The organism is Maritimimonas sp. 2405UD52-3 (genome assembly GCF_056591715.1).
This window is the reverse complement of the sequence record NZ_JBWQOL010000003.1, coordinates 226122-250190: the sequence shown is the minus strand read 5'-3', so window position 1 is coordinate 250190 and position 24069 is coordinate 226122. Positions and strand designations below refer to the sequence as shown.

The 24069-nt window shown below is 35.4% G+C and carries 21 protein-coding genes and 1 tRNA gene; 10 read left to right on the top strand and 12 right to left on the bottom strand.

Features of this window, described 5'->3' with window-relative positions; translation table 11 throughout:
• Positions 1-5 precede the first annotated feature (5 nt).
• The 7 genes from AC1EU5_RS09065 to AC1EU5_RS09035 all read right to left on the bottom strand — a co-directional run bounded on the left by AC1EU5_RS09065 (position 6) and on the right by AC1EU5_RS09035 (position 5595).
• On the bottom strand, positions 6-707 hold the full coding sequence (locus tag AC1EU5_RS09065) for a hypothetical protein (RefSeq protein WP_480192060.1): 702 nt from the start codon (positions 705-707) through the stop codon (positions 6-8).
• Positions 708-810: 103 nt separating this feature from the next.
• Positions 811-886: transfer RNA gene (locus AC1EU5_RS09060), tRNA-His, on the bottom strand.
• A gap of 172 nt (positions 887-1058) precedes the next feature.
• Positions 1059-2525: a serine hydrolase domain-containing protein gene (locus tag AC1EU5_RS09055; protein WP_480192059.1), complete on the bottom strand. Its 1467-nt coding sequence runs from the start codon at positions 2523-2525 to the stop codon at positions 1059-1061.
• 20 nt (positions 2526-2545) lie between these two features.
• Positions 2546-3361, bottom strand: a complete 816-nt coding sequence (locus tag AC1EU5_RS09050; protein ID WP_480192058.1) for a DUF4097 family beta strand repeat-containing protein — start codon at positions 3359-3361, stop codon at positions 2546-2548.
• Positions 3362-3364: 3 nt separating this feature from the next.
• Positions 3365-4219: a DUF4097 family beta strand repeat-containing protein gene (locus AC1EU5_RS09045; protein WP_480192057.1), complete on the bottom strand. Its 855-nt coding sequence runs from the start codon at positions 4217-4219 to the stop codon at positions 3365-3367.
• A gap of 13 nt (positions 4220-4232) precedes the next feature.
• Positions 4233-5036, bottom strand: coding sequence for a hypothetical protein (locus tag AC1EU5_RS09040; protein WP_480192056.1), 804 nt, complete (start codon positions 5034-5036; stop codon positions 4233-4235).
• A 4-nt stretch (positions 5037-5040) separates the two neighbouring features.
• Positions 5041-5595 (bottom strand): RNA polymerase sigma factor, encoded by a 555-nt coding sequence (locus AC1EU5_RS09035; RefSeq protein ID WP_480192055.1) that lies wholly within the window; start codon positions 5593-5595, stop codon positions 5041-5043.
• A 134-nt stretch (positions 5596-5729) separates the two neighbouring features.
• On the opposite strand from AC1EU5_RS09035, the gene AC1EU5_RS09030 reads away from it, so the two are divergent.
• A complete protein-coding gene (locus AC1EU5_RS09030; RefSeq protein WP_480192054.1) occupies positions 5730-6971 on the top strand; it encodes a mechanosensitive ion channel family protein in 1242 nt (413 codons plus the stop codon).
• A gap of 86 nt (positions 6972-7057) precedes the next feature.
• Here AC1EU5_RS09030 and bshB1 read toward each other — a convergent pair whose 3' ends face one another.
• On the bottom strand, positions 7058-7774 hold the full coding sequence (gene bshB1, locus AC1EU5_RS09025; RefSeq protein WP_480192053.1) for a bacillithiol biosynthesis deacetylase BshB1: 717 nt from the start codon (positions 7772-7774) through the stop codon (positions 7058-7060).
• Between the two features lie 192 nt (positions 7775-7966).
• On the opposite strand from bshB1, the gene AC1EU5_RS09020 reads away from it, so the two are divergent.
• The 5 genes from AC1EU5_RS09020 to AC1EU5_RS09000 are packed head-to-tail and all read left to right on the top strand — an operon-like array spanning position 7967 to position 14272.
• Positions 7967-8431 carry a MarR family winged helix-turn-helix transcriptional regulator gene (locus tag AC1EU5_RS09020; protein WP_480192052.1) on the top strand — a complete coding sequence of 155 codons (465 nt, stop codon included), beginning with the start codon at positions 7967-7969 and terminating at the stop codon, positions 8429-8431.
• Between the two features lie 7 nt (positions 8432-8438).
• Positions 8439-9572, top strand: a complete 1134-nt coding sequence (locus tag AC1EU5_RS09015; protein ID WP_480192051.1) for an efflux RND transporter periplasmic adaptor subunit — start codon at positions 8439-8441, stop codon at positions 9570-9572.
• Between the two features lie 3 nt (positions 9573-9575).
• Positions 9576-12734, top strand: a complete 3159-nt coding sequence (locus tag AC1EU5_RS09010; RefSeq protein ID WP_480192050.1) for an efflux RND transporter permease subunit — start codon at positions 9576-9578, stop codon at positions 12732-12734.
• A gap of 18 nt (positions 12735-12752) precedes the next feature.
• On the top strand, positions 12753-14090 hold the full coding sequence (locus AC1EU5_RS09005) for a TolC family protein (protein WP_480192049.1): 1338 nt from the start codon (positions 12753-12755) through the stop codon (positions 14088-14090).
• Positions 14090-14272, top strand: a complete 183-nt coding sequence (locus AC1EU5_RS09000) for a CPXCG motif-containing cysteine-rich protein (RefSeq protein ID WP_480192048.1) — start codon at positions 14090-14092, stop codon at positions 14270-14272. Before AC1EU5_RS09005 ends, AC1EU5_RS09000 begins: the two co-directional genes overlap by 1 nt.
• Positions 14273-14375: 103 nt before the next feature.
• Here AC1EU5_RS09000 and AC1EU5_RS08995 read toward each other — a convergent pair whose 3' ends face one another.
• Together AC1EU5_RS08995 and AC1EU5_RS08990 are read right to left on the bottom strand one after the other, a co-directional pair.
• On the bottom strand, positions 14376-15524 hold the full coding sequence (locus AC1EU5_RS08995; protein ID WP_480192047.1) for a trans-sulfuration enzyme family protein: 1149 nt from the start codon (positions 15522-15524) through the stop codon (positions 14376-14378).
• A 316-nt stretch (positions 15525-15840) separates the two neighbouring features.
• Positions 15841-17244, bottom strand: coding sequence for an MATE family efflux transporter (locus AC1EU5_RS08990; protein WP_480192046.1), 1404 nt, complete (start codon positions 17242-17244; stop codon positions 15841-15843).
• Between the two features lie 222 nt (positions 17245-17466).
• Here AC1EU5_RS08990 and AC1EU5_RS08985 point away from each other — a divergent pair, with 222 nt between their 5' ends.
• On the top strand, positions 17467-17982 hold the full coding sequence (locus AC1EU5_RS08985; RefSeq protein ID WP_480192045.1) for a hypothetical protein: 516 nt from the start codon (positions 17467-17469) through the stop codon (positions 17980-17982).
• Positions 17983-18055: 73 nt separating this feature from the next.
• Here AC1EU5_RS08985 and AC1EU5_RS08980 read toward each other — a convergent pair whose 3' ends face one another.
• Positions 18056-19516 carry a pyridoxal phosphate-dependent decarboxylase family protein gene (locus tag AC1EU5_RS08980; RefSeq protein WP_480192044.1) on the bottom strand — a complete coding sequence of 487 codons (1461 nt, stop codon included), beginning with the start codon at positions 19514-19516 and terminating at the stop codon, positions 18056-18058.
• Positions 19517-19833: 317 nt separating this feature from the next.
• On the opposite strand from AC1EU5_RS08980, the gene AC1EU5_RS08975 reads away from it, so the two are divergent.
• The 3 genes from AC1EU5_RS08975 (at position 19834) to AC1EU5_RS08965 (ending at position 23212) form a co-directional block, all read left to right on the top strand.
• Complete coding sequence (locus AC1EU5_RS08975; RefSeq protein ID WP_480192043.1) at positions 19834-20808, top strand: Gfo/Idh/MocA family protein; 975 nt, start codon at positions 19834-19836, stop codon at positions 20806-20808.
• A gap of 871 nt (positions 20809-21679) precedes the next feature.
• A complete protein-coding gene (locus tag AC1EU5_RS08970; protein WP_480192042.1) occupies positions 21680-22909 on the top strand; it encodes a hypothetical protein in 1230 nt (409 codons plus the stop codon).
• A 111-nt stretch (positions 22910-23020) separates the two neighbouring features.
• The gene (locus AC1EU5_RS08965) at positions 23021-23212 is read left to right on the top strand and encodes a hypothetical protein (protein WP_480192041.1); all 192 of its coding nucleotides are present in this window, start codon (positions 23021-23023) and stop codon (positions 23210-23212) included.
• A 5-nt stretch (positions 23213-23217) separates the two neighbouring features.
• On the opposite strand, the gene AC1EU5_RS08960 is transcribed toward AC1EU5_RS08965, so the two are convergent.
• Positions 23218-23919, bottom strand: coding sequence for a crotonase/enoyl-CoA hydratase family protein (locus AC1EU5_RS08960; RefSeq protein WP_480192040.1), 702 nt, complete (start codon positions 23917-23919; stop codon positions 23218-23220).
• Positions 23920-24069 lie beyond the last annotated feature (150 nt).

Below are 24069 nucleotides of genomic sequence, written 5' to 3'. Positions count from 1 at the left end.
GTAGGTTATCCTTTATTCTCTTCTGCCTTTTTTCCTTGTTTAGCAGCTTCTAAATTATCAATCGCCAATTTGAACTCAGGTTCCAACGTGATGGCCTGCTGAAAACTAGCTTTCGCAGCTTCCAAATCATCCATATTAAACTGGATTAATCCTTTTAAATTAGCAATGGCCGATTTTAAAGATACCTGCTGATTCAGGTTTTTATTTATAGGTGTTGTAATTTTGATCTTACCACTGTCTGTTAAAGATTCAGCTTTTTTGATAGCATTTAATGCTTCCTTATCTTTCTTCAGCGTATAGTAAATGTTTGCTAATTTATATGCGTGGTAATTATTATTTGATTTCACCACTAATTTAGCATAAGATTGAGCAGCCTTGTCTAATACGCCTAAGCTTTCTAATGACACTGCTTGCATCTCTAAAATATCTTGTTTAGCACTATTTCTACTTAAGATATCAGAGCATACCATAAAACACGATGAAAAACGTCGCCCATTAAAATACAAATAGGCGAGACTATCTTTATAGCTACTATTTACTCCTTCTTTTGCAATAATATTATAAATACTGTTGGCTGCAATAGAATTGTCGCCATACGCTAATGCCTGACGCATCACTTGTTTATCTAGTGATGTGTCTTTTTGATCTTGTGCCGAAACGGCTATAACAGTTAGTAATAATGTGACTCCAAAAATATAATTCTTCATAATCTTGATTTTCTTATAAACGCCTGCAAATTTATTTAAATAATTGAAAATTAAAAGGTAAAGTTATCACAATAAAAAAACCCAACTGTTAAGGTTGGGTTTTGGGTGGAAGACCGGTTTCGAACCGGCGACCTCTAGAACCACAATCTAGCGCTCTAACCAGCTGAGCTACAACCACCATTTTAAGTTGTTAATGCTCTAACCTCCCGATAGCTATCGGGATGAGCTACAACCACCATTTGAATTGCGGATGCAAATATAATCTATTTACAAATGTTGGCAAATAAAAAATAAAAATATTGCTACTTCCAAACAGTAGTGGGTTAGGTAAATACTTATCTCAAATAGTATTTATTCCTCAATTTTTAAAAACTTGGTAGAGTTCACCCATAAAACATTTTCTTTACCTTCATGAAATTCAAAAGTGAGTTCATGTCCATCCTTTAAGTCAACAAATTTAAGTTCATCTGTTTGTATTAAATCAAAAATATTATCAGTAAACGTATCAACAATTTTAAGTTTGCTTTTTTCAATGGAAACTTCAATTACTATATTTTCAATCCCGTTCATATGAGCATCCAGCTTATATTTTCCAACTAATTCTCCAAGATTATCACTAGATGGTTCGGTTGCTTTTTTTATTACTTTTTGATACTTAACTCCCCATTTATAGTATTTAGAAACGGAACGTAGAATCTCCTCAATTAAATTACCTCCATTATCAGAATTAGTCATTATAACTATAGCATCACCTTTATTAGCAAATGAAATTAACTCACTTGTAAAACCTGCATTTCTTCCCCCATGTCTAAAAATTAAAGAATCCCTTTCCCATTGTAATGCTGGTCCAAGTCCCCAACCATTTTTATGCTTGATTAGCATCTTTTCCGCAGATTCTTTAGATAAAATTTTATTCTTACCATTTGCTAATATTTCTTGAATCTGTATACAGTACTTAGCTAAATCTGTTGGAGTAGTCCATAAACCAGCAGCTGCCTTTTCGGGATAATTGTGCCAAAAACCTTTTATCAAGCTGCCTTGACTATTATAAGCTGCACTTGCCTTACTATGATATTTTGAGTTTAATGGTTGCTCAAATGTGCTATTATTCATTTTCAATGGATGCAAAACATTCATTGACATATACAGGTCAAAAGGTACTCCACTAATATCTTCTACTAGCTTCTGCACTATTGTATACCCTCCACCGGAATACCTCCAAATACTTCCTGGTATCGTGTTTACTTCTATTTCAGGCGTGTTCCCTTTACCGTTTAATACATCTATTATAGAAGGAAATGAATCCGTTTGTTTATATCCCGGAAATCCTGAAACCGTAGTTCCTGCAGTATGTGTAAGTAATTTTCTGGTGGTGACACTTTTAACCTCAGTAAATTTATTGATTGGAACTTTCCATTCTTTTAAATAAGAGTTCACATCTTTATCGATATCTACTTTTCCTTCCTCCATCAATTTCAAAACGGCTATTGCTGTCAACGGTTTACTTATTGAAGCAGCCTGAAACATGGTCTCAGAATTCACCTTTACTCCATTCTTTATATTTGAAATGCCATAGCCTTTTGACCATTTAATATTGCCATTATGAACCACTGAAATGCTAACCCCGTGAACCCCATAGTGTTTCATTCGATCTAGTAGGCTATAAACCTCAGGCTCTTCTCCTAGAATATGAACAGGTGGTAAAAGTCCGTTCTCAATAGTTTTAATTTCATTAAGTAAAGCATGATCTGTTTGACCATTCTTACATGAAAAAAAACTAAAAACTAAAACCAAACAAATAACAGTTTTCTTTGCCATTGTTTTGTAGTTATTATTCGTCACCTTTTACGAATAATAACGTCTCCATTTAAGGTTTTGAACAAGAACTCAGGGCCTCCCCCATTAATTGTGCCGTAGGTCCATTTATCAACGTTCACTTTATAGACATTAGATTTTCTAGTCTTTTGTACATCGGCCTTTTTATCAATGATCTTTAGTTCAAAATCTGTATAAATAGCACCATTGTCTGTCTTGGCTTTTACATCGGCCGCCAAACTATTTGGAAATGTTACATCTATATTTCCGTTTAAACTGCTGAACGCCATTGATTCATTTTTAAAAATCTCATCAAATGTGATGACAATGTTTCTATTCAATGCATCTGCAATTACAGAACCACTAACATTTTTCATATCAATCTTGCCATTGGTATTACTGACTTCCATTTCTCCATTGATGCCTTCCACATAAATATGACCATTGTTCGTTACATTTAACCTTAAACTAAAGTTCTTAGGTACTAATATTTCAAAATCTGTAACGGTATTGATATTCTTAGACTTTACATATACCTGATTATCCAACTCTTCAACTGAAAATCGAACGGCATTGGCATTAATTCTTCTGAGGCCATTCTTGGTTGTAACATTAGAGTTCTTACCTGAGTTCCTTGTATTTGCCTTCACTATTACATCTTTATTGTTATGACTGATAACGCTGATGGAACCATTCAATAAATTCATTTTCAGTTTTCCTTTTGCTCCGGGGTTACTCAAAGGAACAACTACTTCTTCTTGTTGTGCCTGAATAAAGAGTCCCGAAAAAACAAATACTAGTATAAAAAATATGTGTAACCAAATTTTATAATTCTTCATAACCTACATTTTAATGGTGGCATCACCGTTTAACAAATCAAAGCTTAGCTTTGTTCCTCCGCTACCAATTTTAAAGCGTTGCTTGGCATTTAACTTATACTTTACGCCTCTTTCTTTTTTATGCTTGTCAACAGAAGTAAGAGGTTTCATGTTTGAAGTGGAAAGATTTGTATAAAATCCTCCATTCAATGTTTTAAAGGAAACATCAGCATTTAGTTTCTCTTTAATGGTGATATTTATATTTCCGTTGAGAGATTTAAAAGTAGAGCCATCTACAGGTTTTGTCTTGTAAGAAATATTAATATCTCTATTCAATGCATTCGCATGTGTTTTTCCTGAAATGTTTTCTAAAGTAATCGGTCCGTTGATATTATTGACTATAATATCACTAGCATGAACATTATTCACCTTTACAGAACCGTTATTTACTGCCTTTAATTCAATATTCGTATTATATGGTACTTTTATTTTAAAGTCTAATGTATATGAATAATTGCGCCTAGAATTATTCTCATGATGGTTGTAGCGTCCTGTTTCTTTATGAAAACGTGTATAAGGGGTGTTTAAATAGACGTAAATATAATTATCTACTTCTGCTATGGCAAGGTCAACTTCCTTTTTGCCTTGTTCCAATGCCCTTTTATTATAGGCATTGATAGATTTATTCGCTTCTATCTTAATGGTATTTCCATTATAGCCTTCAACTTCAATAGAGCCGAACACATTATCTACCACTAACAAATTTTCATCTGACTGTGTTTTAAATTGCACTTCTTTCTGAATTGTTTCCTTAAACTCTTGTGCCACCAGAGCTATTGGAAACAAGAAAGTAAATAATATATGTATTAGTGTTTTCATCTTTTTATTTTTTTTAAATAATTTCTTTAATAGATTTATTTACTTTTTCTTTTACTGCTTCATTTAAATTGGGTTGTTGTATCAACTCCTTTAATGGATCTAAAGCATTTTTATCCTGTAAGGAAACCATCACATCAGCTAAGGCTACTTGTACCAAAGGTGAATCTTGATTACTAATTGATTTGATTAGACCTTGTCGTACCATGGGCTTGTCTGAATAACGCATTAATGACTCTATCGCCGCCAGGCGAACATTCACATTTTCATCATTATTGAGTGTAATAAATAAGGCTTTGATCACCTGTTCTGTAGCGTCATTTAATTTGCTTGCTTCATTAACGGCTCTTAATCGTTTGTTAGCAGATGGTTGCTCAATAAGCTCCAACACCAACTGCGATCGCACTTCTTCTGTCTCAGCGGTTGCATATTCAATATTCTTTAAAGGTTGCTCAACTGTACTATCAAATTGCCTTCCTAAAAATAAACCCAGCGTAAGGATGGCTAAACCATACACCAACTTGCCTGGTACACTTTTTAGAGAAAACCAAGACTTTAATGTATCTAAAAGAGAAATTTTCTCATGTATAGCATTGGATTTCTCCTTGTTTAAAAAGGTATAGAATTTATCATCCATGCGCTCTTCGGTATCCGCAGGAATATCCACTGAATCAAATGCCAATAATAATTTCAACTCATCTATTTCTTCAATTAATTTAGGATGCTTGGTAAGGTATTGCTCAAATACAACTTCCTTTTCATCACCTAATTTACCAAGGATGTAATCCGTTTTTAAATTTTCAAATTCTTGATGATCCATAGTATTATTGTTTATCTAATTCTAAAAAAATAGTTCTTAAATCATTGAGCGCCCTATGTGCTTTTGTTCTGGCAGCGCCTTCACTGCAACCTAAAATGGAGCCTATTTCACTATATTTTAATTCCTGAAATCTACTTAACAACAGTATTTCCTTTTTATCCTGGGGTAATTTGTTTAATGCTAACTGTAAATTAGAAGCGTCCTCCTCATTTACAATTTGTTCATTAATATCATGACCATCTTCCAACTTGTCAGATAGCGCATTAACATCCTCATTGAATCGACTTTTTTTGTTCTTTCTAAAATGATCATAATTAATATTTCTGGCTATTTGAAACATCCATGAAATAAAATTACTTTCTTCAGTAAAGGTGTGTTTGTATTTCAGCATACGTTCAAACACACTTTGTACAAGATCTTCACTCAAAGAGGCATTTTTATTCATCTGGTAATAAAAACCAAATAATCTTTTTTTGTGCCGTTCGTAAAGCAATCCCAGTTTTTCTATATGCCCTGTACTGACCTGGAGCATTAAAGAACTATCAGATAATTTGTCCAATTTTAGTACTGTTGATTTGTCGATTCATAAAGGTAAACTTTGCTTTTTAAAAAACGTTACAGAATTTTTAAGTTTAAGTGAAATTGCAATCAAAACATATTGAATAACTACTTTTGTAGCAAAGTAAACCCCTTATGAATAAGATTACCCATTTTATATATGACCTTTTACTCAAAGCAGGTGTTAACGAGACAACTGCTAAGTATCTAAATATGCTAGCACTTTTATTGGTAGCATTCATCATCATATTTCTTATAGATTATGTTGTGAGACGTATTTTAAGAGCTGTTTCTTCAAGAATAGCTAAACGTTCTAAAACCAATTTTGACGATATCTTAATCACTAATAAAGCCCCAAGGAATGTAGCACATATTATCCCTTTAATATTAGCCTTAGAATTTGTTCCTGTCATTTTCAAAGATTTTCCCTATTGGGAAAATATCATAGAAAAAGGGCTTGAGGTTTTTGGTATTGTATTAACACTTTGGATTGTAAGAAGCGTGCTACATTCAATTAAAGATTATCTGAAAACCCTACCCAATTTAAAAGATAAACCCATTGCCAGTTATATACAGGTCTTTATGATCTTTGCCTGGATGGCAGGGTTTATATTAGCATTTGCTATCATCACCGGGCAACCTATTTGGAGTTTCTTTACGGCATTAGGAGCTGCTTCGGCTATTATTATTCTAGTGTTTAGAGATACCATTTTAGGTTTTGTTGCCAGTATACAGGTGTCTATTAATGATATGGTGCGCATTGGCGATTGGATCACTTTTGAAAAGTATGGCGCTGATGGAGATGTTATTGAAATAACATTAGCCACTGTTAAGGTACAGAATTTTGATAAAACTATTACTACCATACCAACCTATGCATTGATTTCTGACTCCTTTAAGAATTGGCGCGGTATGACAAATTCGCAAGGACGTAGAATCAAAAGGTCACTTAATCTTAAAATGGATAGTATTAAATATTTGACTGAGTCAGAAGTTGATAAACTTAAGGGCATTCAACTAATTTCAAACTACTTAGAAACACGTCAGGGAAAAATTAAAACCTACAATTCAGAAAATAATATTGACAAAGCATTGCTATTAAATGGTAGAAACCTAACTAATATTGGTGTTTTCAGAAAATATGCCGAGGCTTATATTAACAATCATTCTGCCATTAACAAAGAAATGATGATCATGGTACGTCAGTTAGCGCCTACTACACAAGGAGTACCCATAGAAATTTATGCCTTTAGCGCAGATAAGCGCTGGGAAAACTATGAATATATTATGGCTGATATTTTTGACCATTTGTTAGCAGCTGTTAAATATTTTGATTTAGAGTTGTTTGAGTTGCCAACAAAAATTCACGCAGAATAACCTGACCTTGTCATTCCGTCCCGATAGCTATCGGGATTGATCCGGAATCCAGATTTATGGATCCCCGCATTCGCGAGGATGACAGGTTAAACCAATGTCCCCAAACTTCCTACCGCTACATAGCGCTCTGCCGTAAAACCTTCAGCATAATCCACACCTATTAAACGGCCCAGATCTCGTGCCCTGTATTTAATGCTATCTAAAAAGTTTTTACTAGAAATAGGTGAACTTGGTTCTTTACTTGTAGGGTCGTAAAACTGCGAACTGTAAGCTTTCACTGCTTCCATTTTCTTATTTATGAATCCAGAAACATCCACTACAAAATCTGGCTCTAGGTTTTTCCATTGAATATAATGATATACTTGTTTGGGGCGCCAGTGTACTTGTTTTTCATCATTTAATTCAGTTTCAATACGACGCAGGCCAGATAGAAAACAAGCATCGCTTACCAATTTACTTCCTTTACCATGATCAATATGACGATCATCAATCGCGTTACATAGTACAATCTCTGGTTGATATTTACGTATCATTTTAATGACCTCTAATTGATGTGCTTTGTCATTTCTAAAAAAACCATCAGCAAATGCAAGATTTTCTCGTATAGCAACGCCCAAAATCTTGGCAGCATTTGCAGCTTCTTGGTCTCTAATTTCAGCAGAGCCACGCGTTCCTAACTCTCCCCTTGTAAGGTCAAGAATGCCGACGTTTTTTCCAAGTGAAATTTCCTTGGCTATGGTGGCCGCGCAACTCAGTTCTACATCATCTGGGTGCGCACCAATGGCAAGTATGTCTAGTTTCATTTATTACAAGTATGAATAAAAAATTCTTTTTCTCGATACAACCCCAACCCCAACTATTATTGGGACGGAATTACTCGAAATGACACTTTTTTGTTTTATATCTTAAACCAAAGATACTATAAGTATTTTTTTAACAAAACTTTAATTAGTTGCATATACAACAAACTTGGATTTCACCATATTTTTGCACTCGTGAAGTCATGTTCCCAGAAAAAAGACTTAGATGATACGATAGCGCCATGGTTAGGTAAAACTATGAAAATGGTTGATTACCATGTTCAAGAAGCTATGCGTTCAAAGGGATTTAATCTCACCAAAGAACAAATGGTGGTTCTAAAAAAATTGCATAACACTGATGGGCTTCCTCAAAGTGAACTGGCATTTTTAACACTCCGCGATAAATCTACTTTAACACGACTACTAGTTAAAATGGAAAAAAAAGGGTACATAATTAGAAAACAAAGCTTAGAAGACAAACGCATTAATCATGTGTATTCCACCTTATTAGGTAAAGAAGTTTTTTCTAGAACCAGACCTATCATTGAGGATTTTGTTGAAACAATGGAAAAGAATATAACAACGGATGAAAAGAAGCGCATGATAAAAATTTTAAAAAAAATACAATCAAATCTTATTTCAAAAGAAGTAACACTATAAATCAACTATGAGAAAATATCTTATTGTAGCCGGAGCTGCTGCCATTTTATTAGGAGCTTTTTTATTGTCAAATTATTTTAAAAATAGTAAGAAACCTCCGGTTCAGCGTATTAACAAAGTTCAGAAAGCAGTATTTGTACAGTCGGTACAAAATGCTGCGGTACCTATCACTATAACCGCTAATGGTAACTTGATTGCCAAAAACAAAGTAGAACTCTATTCAGAAGTGCAAGGTGTTTTAAGGCCTACAGGTAAAGATTTCAGAGCCGGTGTGTCTTATAGAAAAGGGCAAACACTTTTGAAAATAGATAATAGAGAATTCTATGCCTCCATTCAGTCTCAAAGAAGTTCTTTACAAAATCTCATTGCTTCTATTATGCCAGACATCCGTCTAGATTATCCTGACTCTTTTGATACATGGAACAACTATCTATCAAATTTTAATATCAACAAATCAGTAGCTGCTTTACCAGAATCAACTTCTGATAAAGAAAAATATTTTATTACCGGTAAGAATATTTATACAACGTATTATAATATTAAAAATCAGGAAGCGCGCTTGGCAAAATATTATATAAAAGCACCATTTAATGGTGTTTTAACCGAAGCCTTAGTAACAGATGGTACCTTGGTGCGTTCAGGTCAAAAAATGGGTGAATTTATTGATACTAGCGTTTATGAACTTGGTCTATCCGTCAATGCGGAGTTTGCCAATATCTTAAAAGTTGGTAAAACCGTACAACTGCATAACCTTGAAAAAACAAAATCATGGACAGGTAAAGTATCACGCATAAATAGTAGAATAGATCAGACATCTCAAACCATTCAGATATTTATTGAAGTAAGAGGAGAAGGATTGAGAGAAGGTATGTATCTAGAAGCCAATGTTCCCGCAAAGGAAGAAACCAATGCCTATGAAATAGATAGAAAATTATTGGTTGAAAATAAAGCTGTATTTATCGTAAGAGATACCATTTTAGATTTGGTTGATATCAACCCTGTTCATTTTAATAATAATACGGTGGTTGTAAAAGGTTTGCAAAACGGCACACAACTCGTTTCAAAACCTATAGCAGGTGCTTATACTGGAATGGCCGTAACGGTTATTGATAATACTAGTGATACCTCAAAAACCGAATAATTCATGAAAAAGGTCATTGCTTATTTTATAAAGTACCCTGTTGCCGTCAACATTATTATTATTGCCTTTGTAGTCATGGGATTTTTAGGTTATTCTAATTTAAAATCCTCCTTTTTTCCTTTAACAGATTCTAAATTCATCAATATAAGTATCGCGTATCCGGGCGCCTCTCCACAGGAAATGGAAGAAGGTATTGTACTAAAAATTGAAGATAACTTAAAAGGCCTTGTAGGAGTAGATAGGGTTACTTCTACCTCATCAGAAAACTCAGCTGTGATATCAGTGGAAATTCTTAAAGGATATGATATCAATGATATTCTATCTGATGTTAAAAATGCTGTTGATAAAGTACCCAATTTTCCAACAGGTATGGAACCACCTGTAGTTGCTAAAATAGAAAGGGTTGCTGAAACTGTGAGTTTTGTAGTTACAGGAAATAATATTCCTTTAACAACATTAAAACAAATCACCAGAGATGTTGAAAATGACCTTCGTAGAATTGACGGTATTTCGCAAATTACAATTTCTGGTTATCCTGACGAAGAAATAGAAATCGCGGTACGTGAAAATGACCTGCTGGCCTATAATTTAACCTTCCAGCAAGTAGCAAATGCCGTGTCTACGGCTAATATTTTAACTACCGGAGGATCTATAAAAACAGAAGCTGAAGATTATCTTATCAGGGCGAATAATCGCTCCTATTACGGTGATGAATTGGATAATTTAGTGGTGCGTGCCAATGCATCAGGAAATATTATTAGGTTAAAAGATGTAGCTACTGTTAGAGACAGATGGAATGAAACACCTAACAGGAATTATCACAATGGTAATCTGGCGGTACGTGTACAAGTGAGCAATACAAATGATGAAGATTTACTCTCATCTGCTGAGAAGATTAATGAATATATAGACAAATTTAATGAAGAAAGAGACAATGTAGAAATTGCCATTACCCGCGATTCGGCGATTCCATTAAACCAACGTACACGATTGCTGTTTAAAAATGCCTGGCAAGGTATGTTATTGGTCATGTTATTTTTATCATTCTTCTTACGACCTCGTCTTGCCTTTTGGGTAGCGGCAGGATTGCCGGTTGCCTTTTTTGGTATGTTTATGCTTGCTGGTTATTTTGATGTTACTATTAATGTACTTTCACTTTTTGGAATGATTATCGTGATTGGTATATTGGTAGATGATGGTATTGTGATCTCCGAAAATATTTATCACCATTATGAAAAAGGAAAGAATCCTATAAGGGCTGCAATAGATGGCACTATGGAAGTAGTACCTCCTATTATTTCAGCTATTACTACTACGGTATTGGCCTTTTCAGTTTTCTTCTTTTTAGATGGAAACATAGGGGAATTCTTTGGTGAAGTAGCTACCGTAGTTGCTTTGACACTCATTTTATCTTTGGTAGAAGCTCTTATCATTCTACCAGCACATGTTGCACATTCAAAGGCCTTAGATAGAAATCAAAAACTATTCAAGTTCAATAAATATGCTGAGCAATTCATGGATTTTATGCGTGATAAAATCTATGCTCCTACACTAAAATTTGTATTGCAAAACAAATTCTTCGGCTTGGTCATTCCCATTGCTTTTTTAATGATTACCATGGGAGCATTTCAAGGAGGTATTATTAGAGGTACTTTTTTTCCCACAATTGCAAGTGATCGAGTGTCTATAAATTTAACAATGCCACAAGGAACGAATGAGAAAATAACAGACAGCATTATTTCTGCCATTGAAGATAAAGCTTGGTTAGTGGGTGAAGATTTTAATAAAAAATATAGTGAAGACGACAAACCCGTTATTGAAAATATTTTAAAGCGCATTGGGCCGGGTTCAGCCAATGCATCCTTAAATATAAACTTGCTTCCTGGTGAAGAGCGTACATTTAGCTCAAGAGAAATTACCAATGCCATTCGTGATGAAGTTGGTGAAGTCTATGGTGTTGAAAGCCTCACATTTGGTTCTGGTGGTAATTTTGGAGGTAGCCCTGTTTCAGTATCCTTATTGAGTAACAATATTGCCGAACTGAAAAACGCTAAAACAGAGTTAAAAGTTGAGCTCTCAAAAAATCAGGAATTAAAAGATATTACTGATAATGACCCGCAAGGTATTAAAGAGATAAAACTAAAACTTAAAGATAATGCGTATTTGTTAGGGCTTACTTTAAACGGTGTAATGTCTCAAGTACGGAGTGGATTCTTTGGCTTTCAAGCACAGCGTTTTCAACGTGGGCAAGATGAGATAAAAGTTTGGGTGCGTTATGATAAAAATGAACGTTCCTCTATCAAGAATTTGGATGATATGCGCATTAGCACACCTAATGGAACAAGAGTGCCATTATCGGAGATTGCCACTTATGAAATTGAGCGAGGTGAAATTTCTATTAACCACTTAGAAGGGCAACGAGAAATAAAAGTGGAAGCTGATATGAAAGATGGGCAAGCAAGTGCTACGGATGTATTAGATGATATCAGAAATCGTATTATGCCTGAAATTGTAGCAAAATACCCTTCTGTTACTGCCTTATATGAGGGGCAAAACAGAGAAGCGTCTAAAGTTTCATCTTCCGCTGCTATTGTGGGGCCTATTATCTTACTGCTGATATACATAGTAATCGTATTCACATTCCGCTCTTATGGACAGCCTTTTATGCTCCTACTCATGGTACCTTTTAGTTTGATAGGTGTAGCCTGGGGGCATTGGATACATGGATTCGCTGTTAATATTCTTTCGTTATTAGGAATTATTGCTTTGATAGGAATTATGGTCAATGACGGTTTGGTATTAATCACCAAATTCAATAGTTATCTGAAACAAGGAATGGAGTTTGAAGAAGCACTTTTCGCTGCAGGAAAGTCAAGGTTTAGGGCTATCTTTTTAACCACCATTACAACGATGGCAGGTTTAACCCCTTTAATATTTGAAACCAGTAGACAAGCGCAATTCTTGATTCCCATGGCCATTTCTATTGCCTATGGTATATTCATTGCTACCTTCTTGACACTTTTAACCTTACCCGTATTACTTTCTATTTCCAATTATTCAAAAGTATATACTAAATGGTTATGGACCGGCAAAAGGCCTAAACGAGAAGTGGTAGAAAGAGCCATTATTGAATTGAAAGCAGAAAGTGATGAATTTAAGTAAAATATTAGCACATCTGAGATGATATATTACATAACATTTAAAAAAATAACCCCGGTAGTTCTTACCTTATTAACCGTTGTTCATCTAAACGCCCAGGAATTCTTGAGTAAGGAAAAAGCACTGGAAATTACTTTAGAGAATAATTATGATATCAGGGTAACAAAAAACAATTTGGCAGCGGCCAAAAACAACACCAGCATCTTTAATAGTGGTTATTTACCTTCCGTTACTGGAAATGCTGGTGCTAATTACAGTAATACCGATTCAGAAGTAGAATTTCCTGATGGGAGTACAAATAATGTAGAAGGCGCAGAATCAAGAAATTATAATGCCTCAGTTGGTGTAAACTATACCCTATTTGATGGTTTTAACCGAAGAAATGCTTTTAAACGCCTAAAGGAGGCTTATAACTTAAGTGAATTACAGGCCAGACAAGTTATTGAGAGCACGGTAACTACTTTATTTATAGCTTATTACGAAGTGGCCAGATTAACAGAAAATGAGATCAACCAGAAGGAAACACTTGAAATTTCTAAGCAACGTTTAAAGCGTGCTAATTATGGTTTTGATTATGGACAGAACACCAAATTAGATGTACTCAATGCAGAGGTAGATGTAAATAATGACAGTATTAATTATTTAGATGTGAAACGTCTATTGGCAAATGCCAAGCGTGATTTAAATGTGGTTTTGGGGAGAGATGTCAACACCAATGTTTCTGTTGACACCACGGTTAATTATGCCATAGGTTTAACTCTAGAAGACCTTTTGAACCAATCATCTGCAAAAAATGCCTCTTTACAGCAAGCTCAAAAGAGCATAGAACTTAGCGAATATGATATAAAAATCAATAGAGCCGGATGGATGCCTAATGTTGCACTTACCGGATCGTATGCCTGGAATAGAAGTAACAGTGAGCCAATAAATCCATTCAGTCCTGTTAATTCTACACAAAAAGGTATTAATGGCGGAATCAGCCTTTCCTGGAACATCTTTGATGGCGGTAGAACAAAAACCAATGTGCAGAATGCCAAAATTACCTTAGAAAATCAAGAAATTTTAAAGAAACAACAGGAAGAGCTATTGAATAGAGATGTCAATAATGCATGGGAAACCTATCAAAATGCCTTATTTACTTTAAATGTACAACGCACCAACTTAATGACTAACAAGCGTAATTTTGAAAGAACCAATGAGCAGTATAAACTAGGGCAAATCAATTCTATTGACTTCCGTCAAGCGCAAATAAACCTTATCAATGCTGAACTGAATTTAAGTCAAGCCAAGTACAATGCCAAAAATGCCGAATTGCAATTACTGCAATTAAGTGGTACTTTATTAGATCAAAATTTTTAATGCTAGAACATTTCTTTCAATGCCCTTATTGTTGGGAAACCATTTCTATGTTGTTAGATACTTCTATCTCTAAAACCTCATATATTGAAGATTGTGAAGTGTGTTGCAGGCCCATTCAAATAAGCTACAATACAGAAAACAACGAGTTATTAGCATTTAATGCAGAAGACATAGATCAGTAACGTCTTTACGAGGAGCAAGAGTATTCTTGTGACAAAGTAATCTGTTTATTAGAAGTAGTCGATTGACAGATTGCGTCTCCGCCTTCCGCGGATCGCAATGACACTAATTATTATGTAATGCCTGCTCAATATCAGCCATTAAATCTTTAGCCTCCTCAATACCTACAGAAAAGCGAATCAACTGATCACTAATACCAATTTCAGCACGCTGCTCTGGTGTTAACAAAGCATGCGAAGCCATTGAAGGAAATATAATGGTAGATTCCACTCCTGCTAAACTCATAGAAGGTTTTATCAATTGAAGTTTCTTTTTAAATTCTAAGGCTTTTACAGAGGGGTCAAGTTCAAATGATAACATTCCTCCAAATCCGTTCATTTGTTCCTTTGCAATTTCATGGTTTTTATGGTTGGGTAAACCCGGGTAGTTCACCTTGGTAATCAAATCATGAGCCTCTAAAAATTCAGCTAGAAGAAGTGCATTCTTATTATGCTGTGCTACACGAATGCCTAATGTTTTAATACTTCGTTCTAAAAGATAACACATAAAATCACTTAGGTTACCTCCTAAGTTTTTTGATTTGTTCCAAATCTTATCAATGTTTTCAGCGGTGGTTGCTACAGCACCAGCACAAATATCGCTGTGCCCGCCTAAGTATTTGGTTGCAGAATGCAATACAATATCTACTCCAAAGTCAATGGGGTTTAAGTTTACCGGTGAAGCAAAAGTATTATCAATAGCAGATAGTAATCCATGTTTTTTTGCCAAGTTCGCCACACCTAGTACATCTACAATTGTCAATAATGGGTTTGAGGGTGTTTCAAAATAAAGGATCTTGGTGGTTTCTTTAATCTCAGCTTCAAAATTAGTCACTTCTACTCCATTGGTAAATGAATACTCAATGCCCATTTTTTCAAATTCTTCAATGATCAAGTTAAACGTGCCTCCATAGATTTCATTTTGCAATACTACATGATCACCTTTCTTTAAAAAAGTTAATAAAGTGGCACTTATAGCAGCCATTCCTGAGGTAAAGACCAATGCACCTTCGGCATGCTCTAAAGCGGCTATTTTTTTAGCTACAGCTTGTTGATTGGGTGTATTAAAATAACGTGGATAACGCTTCTCTTCCACATCCATATAAGGGTATGAGCTCGTCATATAAATTGGCGATACAGCACCTCCAAATTGCTCATCTTTCACACTACCCACATGGGTACAAATGGTGTTTAAGCCTAGGGTATTTTTAGTCATGAATACAAGTCTTAATGCGCATCTAAAATACTAAACAAAATGGAGTGATGAACAATGCTGAAAAAAATACACACTTTTAGGTGACTTGTTAAAAATTAATGTGTCTTAACATCCAAAGAACGTAGAAGAAAAAGATTTGAAAAGGGAAAATTGCTCTAAAAAGGATTGAATGCGGCAGGTGTTTAAAACACCGAGGTTATTAGGGGCCTCATGCCGCATTCTTAAACCTCAAAGTAAGGGCTTTGGGGTTTATTTTATAGATAAATCCACATCAATTATAATCGTTATCGCCTGAGCAGCACTTAAAGACGCAATCTTAAACCTTTACCTTTTTCCATTTCCCTTTTTTAAACCAGATCATACCAATGATGGCCAATAAGGTTTCTGCTAAAACAATTGCCAAAAACACCCCAAAAGGACCGGCCTTAAAAGTGATTGATACCAAATACGCAAATGGTATTTGAAACAGCCAAAAAGCAACAAAGTTGATCCATGTTGGAGTCTTTGTATCACCAGAACCATTAAATGCCTGAATGACTACCATTCCGTAGGCATAAAACACATAGCCAGCTGCTATGACTTGTAAGCACAGGGTACCATATTTAATAACATCGGGTTCTTTACTAAACCAAGACAAAATATCATGTGCAAATACAAAATAAGCAATGGAAACAATGACCATAAAAATGGCATTATATTTACCGGTTACCCATACAGATTTTTCCGCCCGATCCGGTTTTCCGGCACCCAAGTTTTGCCCTACCAGTGTAGCAGCTGCATTGCTCATCCCCCACGAGGGCATAAAGGTGAACATCATCACGCGGATTGCAATAGTATAGCCTGCCAGCACTTCACTACCAAATTCTGACATGATGCGCATTAAAAATACCCAGCTGGAAGTACCAATAATAAACTGACCTATGCCACCTAGGGATACTTTTATCAGGTTGATCATTACAGCGGCCCTCAATACAAGATCTTTAACCGCAACCTTAATCTTGCCCCATCCGTAAAACAAAATTCCTAATTGAAATAAAACGGCTGATCCTCTACCAATAGTAGTAGCAATGGCAGCCCCTTTAACCCCAAATTCCGGAACCGGGCCTAAACCAAAAATAAAGATAGGGTCGAGTATAATATTAAGCCCGTTTGATACAACTAAAGTCCACATGGCAATGGAGGCATCTCCGGCACCGCGAAAAATGGCATTGATTAAAAAGAGGAGCATAATAGTAATATTACCTCCTAATAAGATCTGAGTATAGCCATACCCTTCTGCAATCAGATCAGGTTCACCGCCCATGAGTCGTAAAATATCCTTGGCATAAAAAATACCAATAAAGCTCACAATAATAGAAACAGCTACACCTAAAAAGATGACCTGAACGGCCGCCTGATTGGCTCCTTTAATATCTTGTTCTCCTACCCTGCGCGCCACAACCGCTGTTGCCGCCATACTAAAGCCAATAGCCACTGCATAAACCAATGTTAAAACTGATTCTGTTAAACCAATAGTAGCTACAGCATTGACGCTAACTCGTGATACAAATATGATATCTACCAAGGCAAAAATGGATTCCATGAGCATTTCTAAGATCATGGGAATAGACAACATAAAGACCGCTTTACGGATACTGCCTGATGTAAAATTCTGCTCTTTGCCTTGTATGGCTTGCCAGAAATAGTTGAAAAATTTTGATATACTAATTGAGGATGACATGATTGTTAAGTTAAGTAATGAAACAGAAGTGATAGCTTTCGCTATGCTCTTTAAAGGAACAACCATCCGTACGTATCAGGTAGGGATCATTGTTTAAATGGAATTGGTACTTAATCAATCATGGGGCAAATGTAGGAAAAAATATAAAGATTCGTTAAAAAGCTAAATATCGGCATTCAGTAACATCACATTTATTAAGTTTATAGGGTAAAATGTATCTTCATGAGAAAAATTACTACACTGCTATTACTTTTTGGTTTCTTCAACATATCAGCACAAGATCAAGCTATCACGAATCAAAAGGCTACGGAATCTATTGAAGGGGTAGTCAATGAAATGTTGCATATTATTTCGGGTAAGGAAGGAAAAGTAAGAAACTGGAATAATTTCAGAAATCTATTCTTACCATCAGTTCGGTTTAGCTTGGTCTATCATAAAACCGATTCTATGGCTGTGCCTTATGAAAGCATATCGCTGGATGATTTTGTAGAATTAATGCAAGACGAATATTATCAAAAAGGATTTGAAGAAATTGAATTGGGTAAAGTAGTCAATGAATATAACGGTATTGCCAATGTATTTCAGAGTTTTTATACCAAAGACTCAGAAGGTGACGAAGGCAAAGGCGTTACCAGTTACCAGTTGGTTTATGTTGACAATCGCTGGTGGATAGCCGATGTATTATGGACCACCAATTCAAATGGGGTTGACATCCCTAAAAAATATATACGTGACTAATACCTTAGTGATAGTAAGGATTAGTATTACAAATCTTTCTTTTAAAATATTGCCCAATAAAGGAATACCCAACTTAATTATTTAGCTTATACGTAGAACCAATACGTTCTATTTCACTTAATAAACGATTGAAGTCATCTCTAGTAGTTAAAGGATTCATCACGGTACATCTTAAATATCTTTTACCATGAATGACCGTTTGTACAATGTAAAATTTACCGGATTCTATCAGTTCTTTCCGAATAAAACCATTCAAGTCATTCAATTCCTCTAGCTCTAGAGGATGTTCTGGCACATACCTAAAATTTACAATATTAGCTTCAGGAGCTATGGCTAGCTCAAAGTTTGGGCGTGCTTCTATCAAAACCGCCAAATTCTTTGCGGAATCATATAAATGATCTACATTTTTCTCAAAAATACCTGTACCGTAGGTTTTTAAAACAACATAAGTACGGGCCGAAAGTAAGGCTTTGGTACATTCAAAAGTGCGTTTGGCAGAATGATACCATTCTTCAGTTTCAGGGGCATCCCAAAGATATTGCGCTTTTTGAGCAAAGGTTTTATAGCTTTCGTTCCCATTTTTAAATACCAACCCTGTATTAAGTGCTGGAGTCATCAACATTTTATGATAATCTATCACAACTGTATCTGCTTTTTCTATGCCTTTTACCAGATGCTTGTATTTTTTAGAAAATATGACACCTCCACCGTGTGCCGCATCAACATGAAACCAAAGATTGTTTGTTTCGCAAAAATCAGCCATTGCTTCTAAATGATCATAGGAACCTGTTGCTGTAGAACCAGCACATCCAATGACACAAAATACGTGTAAACCTTTACTTTTAGCTTTTGCCAAATATTCAGGCAACAGCGAAGTTTTGATTTTAAACTGTGCATCCACCGGCACTTTAATAATGCCTTCATCCCCTAATCCTAGTATCCTAGCTGCGCGGTCTATACAATAATGTGCTTCCTCAGAAACCAAAACGGCTAATTTTTCATGATGGCCATCTTCCCAAACATCGCTCGGCGCTTTGGCTTTTCTTGCCGCTAACAAGGCTGTAAGATTAGCTAATGAACCGCCTGAAGTCATAAACCCAGCAGCATCTGTAGTATAGCCTACATGTTTTGCCGTAAAATCGATAATGGTTCGTTCCATGGCATTGGATGCTGGACCCATTTCATAAACACCGGTTCCATTATTTAAAAAGTCAGCTAATAATCCAGCGAAAGCGGTAATTGGTACAGGACACGCAGTTTGGTGACCAATAAAACCAGGATGCTGCAATTGAATTGAACGTTCTAAGATCGTCTTAAACGTCTCAAAAGGGTCAGAAGTGACTTCCAGATTTTCCTTAAAATAAGCTAGCTGATCATTGGGTTCAAGATGCGGATATACAGCTTGTTTTGTATCTGTTTGTACCTTCTCTAATTGATCTGCTAATAGATCAACCATCTGATGCCCTAGTTCTCTAAAACTACTTGGGTTATAAATATCCGAAAATGTGGTAGTTGTATGTTCAGTAGGTTTCATAGTGCAAAGTTATTCAGCGGGGTTTAGACCTAAAAAGATTTGACAGTATGAAACTACTAATTTAGATTCTTTTAAAATCATATCACGGCCGGATATTTTTCTAAAAAATTGTACATTGATACCAGAGATATTTAATGAATAGGCTAATCAAAATGGTTTTCCTTTTTCGTAAAGATTCAAGATCAAAACCGTCAGTTCGAGTTTTTTCTTTAGAAAAAGTATCGAGAACAAGGTTTTGATCATTCTAAAATTCTATTCTCGATGCATCCGCCTAGACGGCCACTCGAATTGACGAATTTTTAAAACGACACATCAACATGAATACAAAAATCAAATGGGGCATATTAGGCTCTGGAAAAATAGCGCATAAGTTTGCAGCTGATCTGGTACGTTCAGAACATGCAGAACTCTATGCCATTGCTTCACGAAGTCTTGAAAAGGCCCAGGTTTTTAGCCAGCAATTTCAGGTTCCTCATTACTATGATTCGTATGAGGCTTTGGTACAAAACCCAGAGATAGCTATTATATATATAGCCACACCTCATAGTTTGCATTGTGAAAATACCCTGTTGTGCTTTGAGCATGACAAAGCAGTGCTGTGTGAAAAACCCATGGGCATTTCTTCTGCTGAAGTGCAATTAATGGTACAAAAAGCTCGGGATAAGCAATTGTTTTTAATGGAAGCTATCTGGACGCGCTTTATGCCTACCATAGAAAAATTGACAACGCTATTAGCGCAAAAAGTGATTGGCGATGTTTTAACAGTGAATGCTGATTTCGGATTTAAGACACCTGTAAATCCTGAAGGGCGACTTTTCAATAAACAATTAGGCGGCGGTGCTTTATTAGACATTGGCATCTACCCTATTTATTTAAGTTTACTAAGCTTAGGAGTTCCAGAAACTATCGAGGCAACCGCCAGAATGACAAGTACCGGAGTAGATAGTTATTGCGGAATGCTATTTGACTATACCAATGGTGCTAAGGCTCTATTAGAATGCACTTTAGAAGCAAACACACCTACGGAGGCCTTTATTTATGGCACCAAGGGCCATATAAAACTACATCATAGATTTCATGAAGCACAGCGGATTACAGTATGTCTTGATGATGCAAAACCGAAAACATTTGAGCTCCCCTATTCAGGTAAAGGGTATCTGCATGAAATTGAGGAAGTCAATCAGTGCCTCTTAAACCGGGAATTAGAAAGTACTAAGCTACCTCTGCAATTAAGTTTGGATTTAATGAAAATCATAGACCGTGTAAAAGAACAGATAGGTCTGCAGTATTAATAACCATCATTGCGATCCGCCTTTGGCGGAGAAGCAATCTGTCTGATGGTAACTCTAAATAAACAGATTACTTTGTATACCCGCGCGGCAGGCTGGCCAGTTCACTAAAAACATCTACAAGATGTTTTCCTTACGTTCCGTCCCGTAATGACGATGCGTGATATGTATAGTCAAAATTAAACTATCATTGCGAGTTCTGATGTATCTGAACGTGGCAATCTAACTCCCAATGAGCTAATTACTTCATCTAGCCTGTCTTGAACAACAGTCGAAAGGCTCGAAGTGACGATACATGATATGCAAGGTCTAAATTAGAACAGTCATTGCTAGACTGTATAAAAGGAACCGCCTTTGCGAGTTCTGATACATCAGAACGTGGCAATCTGTTTATTTAGAACTCCAATTCAAAAGATTACTTCGTCACACGAATACTCTTGTTCCTCGTAATGACAAAAAGAAACATTATTGTGGAGCCAAGCATAAAAAATAGTGAATGTCCCCTTGAGGGGACGAGAACACTTTAGTGATCTAGGGGTGTAAAAACAAAGTCTTTTGATAAAAACAGGAAAAACACCCTAAAAAAACAGGATTTTCCCCCTTGATTGTTAATTTTTTTTATGGTATGAGCTATTTTGAAGACAAGGTTTGATTGTTTAGTTTTGATTTTAACATTTAGAAAACAAACAGTCAACCAATATTATAAAACTTGTTTAGAGCGGCATCCTTCTCGCCAAGCCTCTTTAAGATATTAGGAATTAAATGCTAGAGAAGGATGCTTTTTTACATTTCTGGTTAATTTGATAGGTCTATATTCAAAACAGATATATGTAATAAGTATACACATATCATTTTTAGTAGTTGAAAATAATTTATGGAAGAAAAACCAAAATTTGATGCAGAAATAGAAAATTTCTTAAACAATATTGAAAGCTTAAGAAGCACGCTTCCTAATTTTCTAAAAATCATAAAAGAACAAAGTATAAACGCTGTTAAAGAACACTCTAATTTTTTGCTATCGGAATGTGAATATATTGCAGAAAAACAACATTATCTGATTCCACCAGATAAAAACCGAAAATTCGCCAAGTTAAAAAAAGCGTCTACAAATGCTGTCATAGCTGAAAAATTATTGATTAGAAATTTTGTAGTTTCCCTTATAAGCCAATTTGACACATACATTGGCGAATTAATGGGATGTATCTTCATAATAAAGCCCGAAATCATTGATAACTCAGAAAGACAACTTTCTTATTCACAGTTACGAGAATTTAGCAGTGTTGAAGACGCTAGAAAATTTATTGTAGAAAAAGAGGTTGAATCCGTTTTAAGAGATAGTCATTCTGAACAATTTGCTTGGTTTGAGAAAAAAATAAATATAAAATTAAGAAATGATTTACCAGCTTGGAAAGATTTCATTGAGCTAACACAAAGGAGAAACCTTTTTGTTCATAACAATGGTAAAATATCGAATCAATATATAAATGTATGTAAAGAGAATAAGGTGGAAATTAATGACAATATAAAAGCAGGAGATGAATTAGTTACAGATTTAAAATATTTTGAAAGAGCTTTTAATTGTCTATATGAAATTGGTGTTAAGCTTAATCAGGTTTTAAGAAGGAAACTTTTACCAAATGAACTTGAAAGCGCAGATAATTCATTTTTAAACATTTCATTTGAACTAATCCACAATAAGCAGTATGAACTTGCTAGAGAACTCTATGAATTTGCAGATAAATATATTAGAAAATACTCAAAACAAGACTTAGAATACAGAATATTACTAAATAGAGCGCAAACTCATAAATGGATTGGTAATGATGACAAATGTAAGGAAATAATAAAGTCAAAAGATTGGTCTGCCTGCGGTGAACTTTTTAAACTTGCTAGTAATGTTCTAATTGACGAATATGATGAAGCTTGCAAAGCTATGAAAGCAATAGGGGACAATGATAAAGTGCTAAATAAAGCTCATTATAATGATTGGCCTATTTTTAAAGAATTCAGAGAAACTAAACAATTTAAAGATACTTTTATTGAAATCTACGGTGCTGATTCGAAGGTAATTGAAAGTAAAAAAGTTACAGAACATGATTCATAAAACATAACCAATTAGGTATCAGATCAAAAAGTTTCTCCTTATTTGCAAGGAATTTGTTAAAACACTTTTCTATAATTTTTCTACCTTCGTTATCACCAATCCAACTAAACCATGAAATATATCAACTTGATCTTAGGTATTATTGGCGTATTAAACGTACTTTATAGTTTTGTCTATCCTTCAGAAAACGCGAGCATCTTAGGCTTTGAAGTTAATATTTGGGTGTATCGCCTTTTTTGGACAGCCCTGGCGGCCATTTTAATTTTTGATCATATCAGAAAAAGAAATTTAGAAAAGGAATAGGCTAGTTACCCTTGAATACTAATGTGCGCATTGGCATCAGCTTCAATTCCCGCTGCCAATCTCTCTAGTGCTTCTTTGCGTACTTTTACTTTAGTTTCAGCATGTGCCCGTAAGTTTAATTGGCTAAAGAGTCCAGCAATCTTATTAGCTGTGGTCTCCAAATGTGCTGGCGCTACTACCCTATCTAAAAAGCCAACTGTAATGGCTTCTTGAGGGTTAAACAATTCAGCATTATTCACACTTCTGTCTACAAACAAAGGTGCCAAACGTGCTTGTGCCATGGCAATACCGGCATGATGCATGGTCATCCCAATTTGTACTTCATTCAAGCCTATTTTAAACTCGCCTTCTACGCCTATTCTATAGTCACTACCTAATAATAAAAAGGCACCTTTAGCAATGGCATGCCCATTACAAGCTGCTACAATAGGCAACGGAAAGGAAAGCATACGGTGTACCAATTTTGAGCCTTTGGTTACCAGCTCTATAGCTGCATCTGGCCCAGCTGTCATGGTTTTTAAATCATAACCCGCAGAGAAAATACCTTCTTTACCGGTGAGTACTACTACTTTTTGTTCATTCTCCGCCTGATCAAAGGCAGCGTTGAGTCCGTCTAGCACATCGTGTGAAATGGCATTTACTTTTCCGTTATCAATTGCAATGACGGCGTGGGTATCTTGAGAGGTATAATGTACTACAGTATTCATTGGTTTTATTTTGCCTTAAAAATAAGAAAACCCCAACGACCCACCCTATAATTTTAATAAAGAATTTTCTGGATTCCGTCCCGATAATTATCGGGAGCACGGGAATGACAAATTTTTGGAAACCCCAATGAGTTGCATTGGGGAGTTATT

What these genes read in the sequence shown, in the direction of transcription:
- AC1EU5_RS09065 (WP_480192060.1), bottom strand. Translation starts at nt 707, where the DNA reads ATGAAGAATTATATTTTTGGAGTCACATTATTACTAACTGTTATAGCC.
- AC1EU5_RS09055 (WP_480192059.1), bottom strand. Translation starts at nt 2,525, where the DNA reads ATGGCAAAGAAAACTGTTATTTGTTTGGTTTTAGTTTTTAGTTTTTTT.
- AC1EU5_RS09050 (WP_480192058.1), bottom strand. Translation starts at nt 3,361, where the DNA reads ATGAAGAATTATAAAATTTGGTTACACATATTTTTTATACTAGTATTT.
- AC1EU5_RS09045 (WP_480192057.1), bottom strand. Translation starts at nt 4,219, where the DNA reads ATGAAAACACTAATACATATATTATTTACTTTCTTGTTTCCAATAGCT.
- AC1EU5_RS09040 (WP_480192056.1), bottom strand. Translation starts at nt 5,036, where the DNA reads ATGGATCATCAAGAATTTGAAAATTTAAAAACGGATTACATCCTTGGT.
- AC1EU5_RS09030 (WP_480192054.1), top strand. Translation starts at nt 5,730, where the DNA reads ATGAATAAGATTACCCATTTTATATATGACCTTTTACTCAAAGCAGGT.
- bshB1 (WP_480192053.1), bottom strand. Translation starts at nt 7,774, where the DNA reads ATGAAACTAGACATACTTGCCATTGGTGCGCACCCAGATGATGTAGAA.
- AC1EU5_RS09015 (WP_480192051.1), top strand. Translation starts at nt 8,439, where the DNA reads ATGAGAAAATATCTTATTGTAGCCGGAGCTGCTGCCATTTTATTAGGA.
- AC1EU5_RS09010 (WP_480192050.1), top strand. Translation starts at nt 9,576, where the DNA reads ATGAAAAAGGTCATTGCTTATTTTATAAAGTACCCTGTTGCCGTCAAC.
- AC1EU5_RS09005 (WP_480192049.1), top strand. Translation starts at nt 12,753, where the DNA reads ATGATATATTACATAACATTTAAAAAAATAACCCCGGTAGTTCTTACC.
- AC1EU5_RS09000 (WP_480192048.1), top strand. Translation starts at nt 14,090, where the DNA reads ATGCTAGAACATTTCTTTCAATGCCCTTATTGTTGGGAAACCATTTCT.
- AC1EU5_RS08995 (WP_480192047.1), bottom strand. Translation starts at nt 15,524, where the DNA reads ATGACTAAAAATACCCTAGGCTTAAACACCATTTGTACCCATGTGGGT.
- AC1EU5_RS08990 (WP_480192046.1), bottom strand. Translation starts at nt 17,244, where the DNA reads ATGTCATCCTCAATTAGTATATCAAAATTTTTCAACTATTTCTGGCAA.
- AC1EU5_RS08985 (WP_480192045.1), top strand. Translation starts at nt 17,467, where the DNA reads ATGAGAAAAATTACTACACTGCTATTACTTTTTGGTTTCTTCAACATA.
- AC1EU5_RS08980 (WP_480192044.1), bottom strand. Translation starts at nt 19,516, where the DNA reads ATGAAACCTACTGAACATACAACTACCACATTTTCGGATATTTATAAC.
- AC1EU5_RS08975 (WP_480192043.1), top strand. Translation starts at nt 19,834, where the DNA reads ATGAATACAAAAATCAAATGGGGCATATTAGGCTCTGGAAAAATAGCG.
- AC1EU5_RS08970 (WP_480192042.1), top strand. Translation starts at nt 21,680, where the DNA reads ATGGAAGAAAAACCAAAATTTGATGCAGAAATAGAAAATTTCTTAAAC.
- AC1EU5_RS08965 (WP_480192041.1), top strand. Translation starts at nt 23,021, where the DNA reads ATGAAATATATCAACTTGATCTTAGGTATTATTGGCGTATTAAACGTA.
- AC1EU5_RS08960 (WP_480192040.1), bottom strand. Translation starts at nt 23,919, where the DNA reads ATGAATACTGTAGTACATTATACCTCTCAAGATACCCACGCCGTCATT.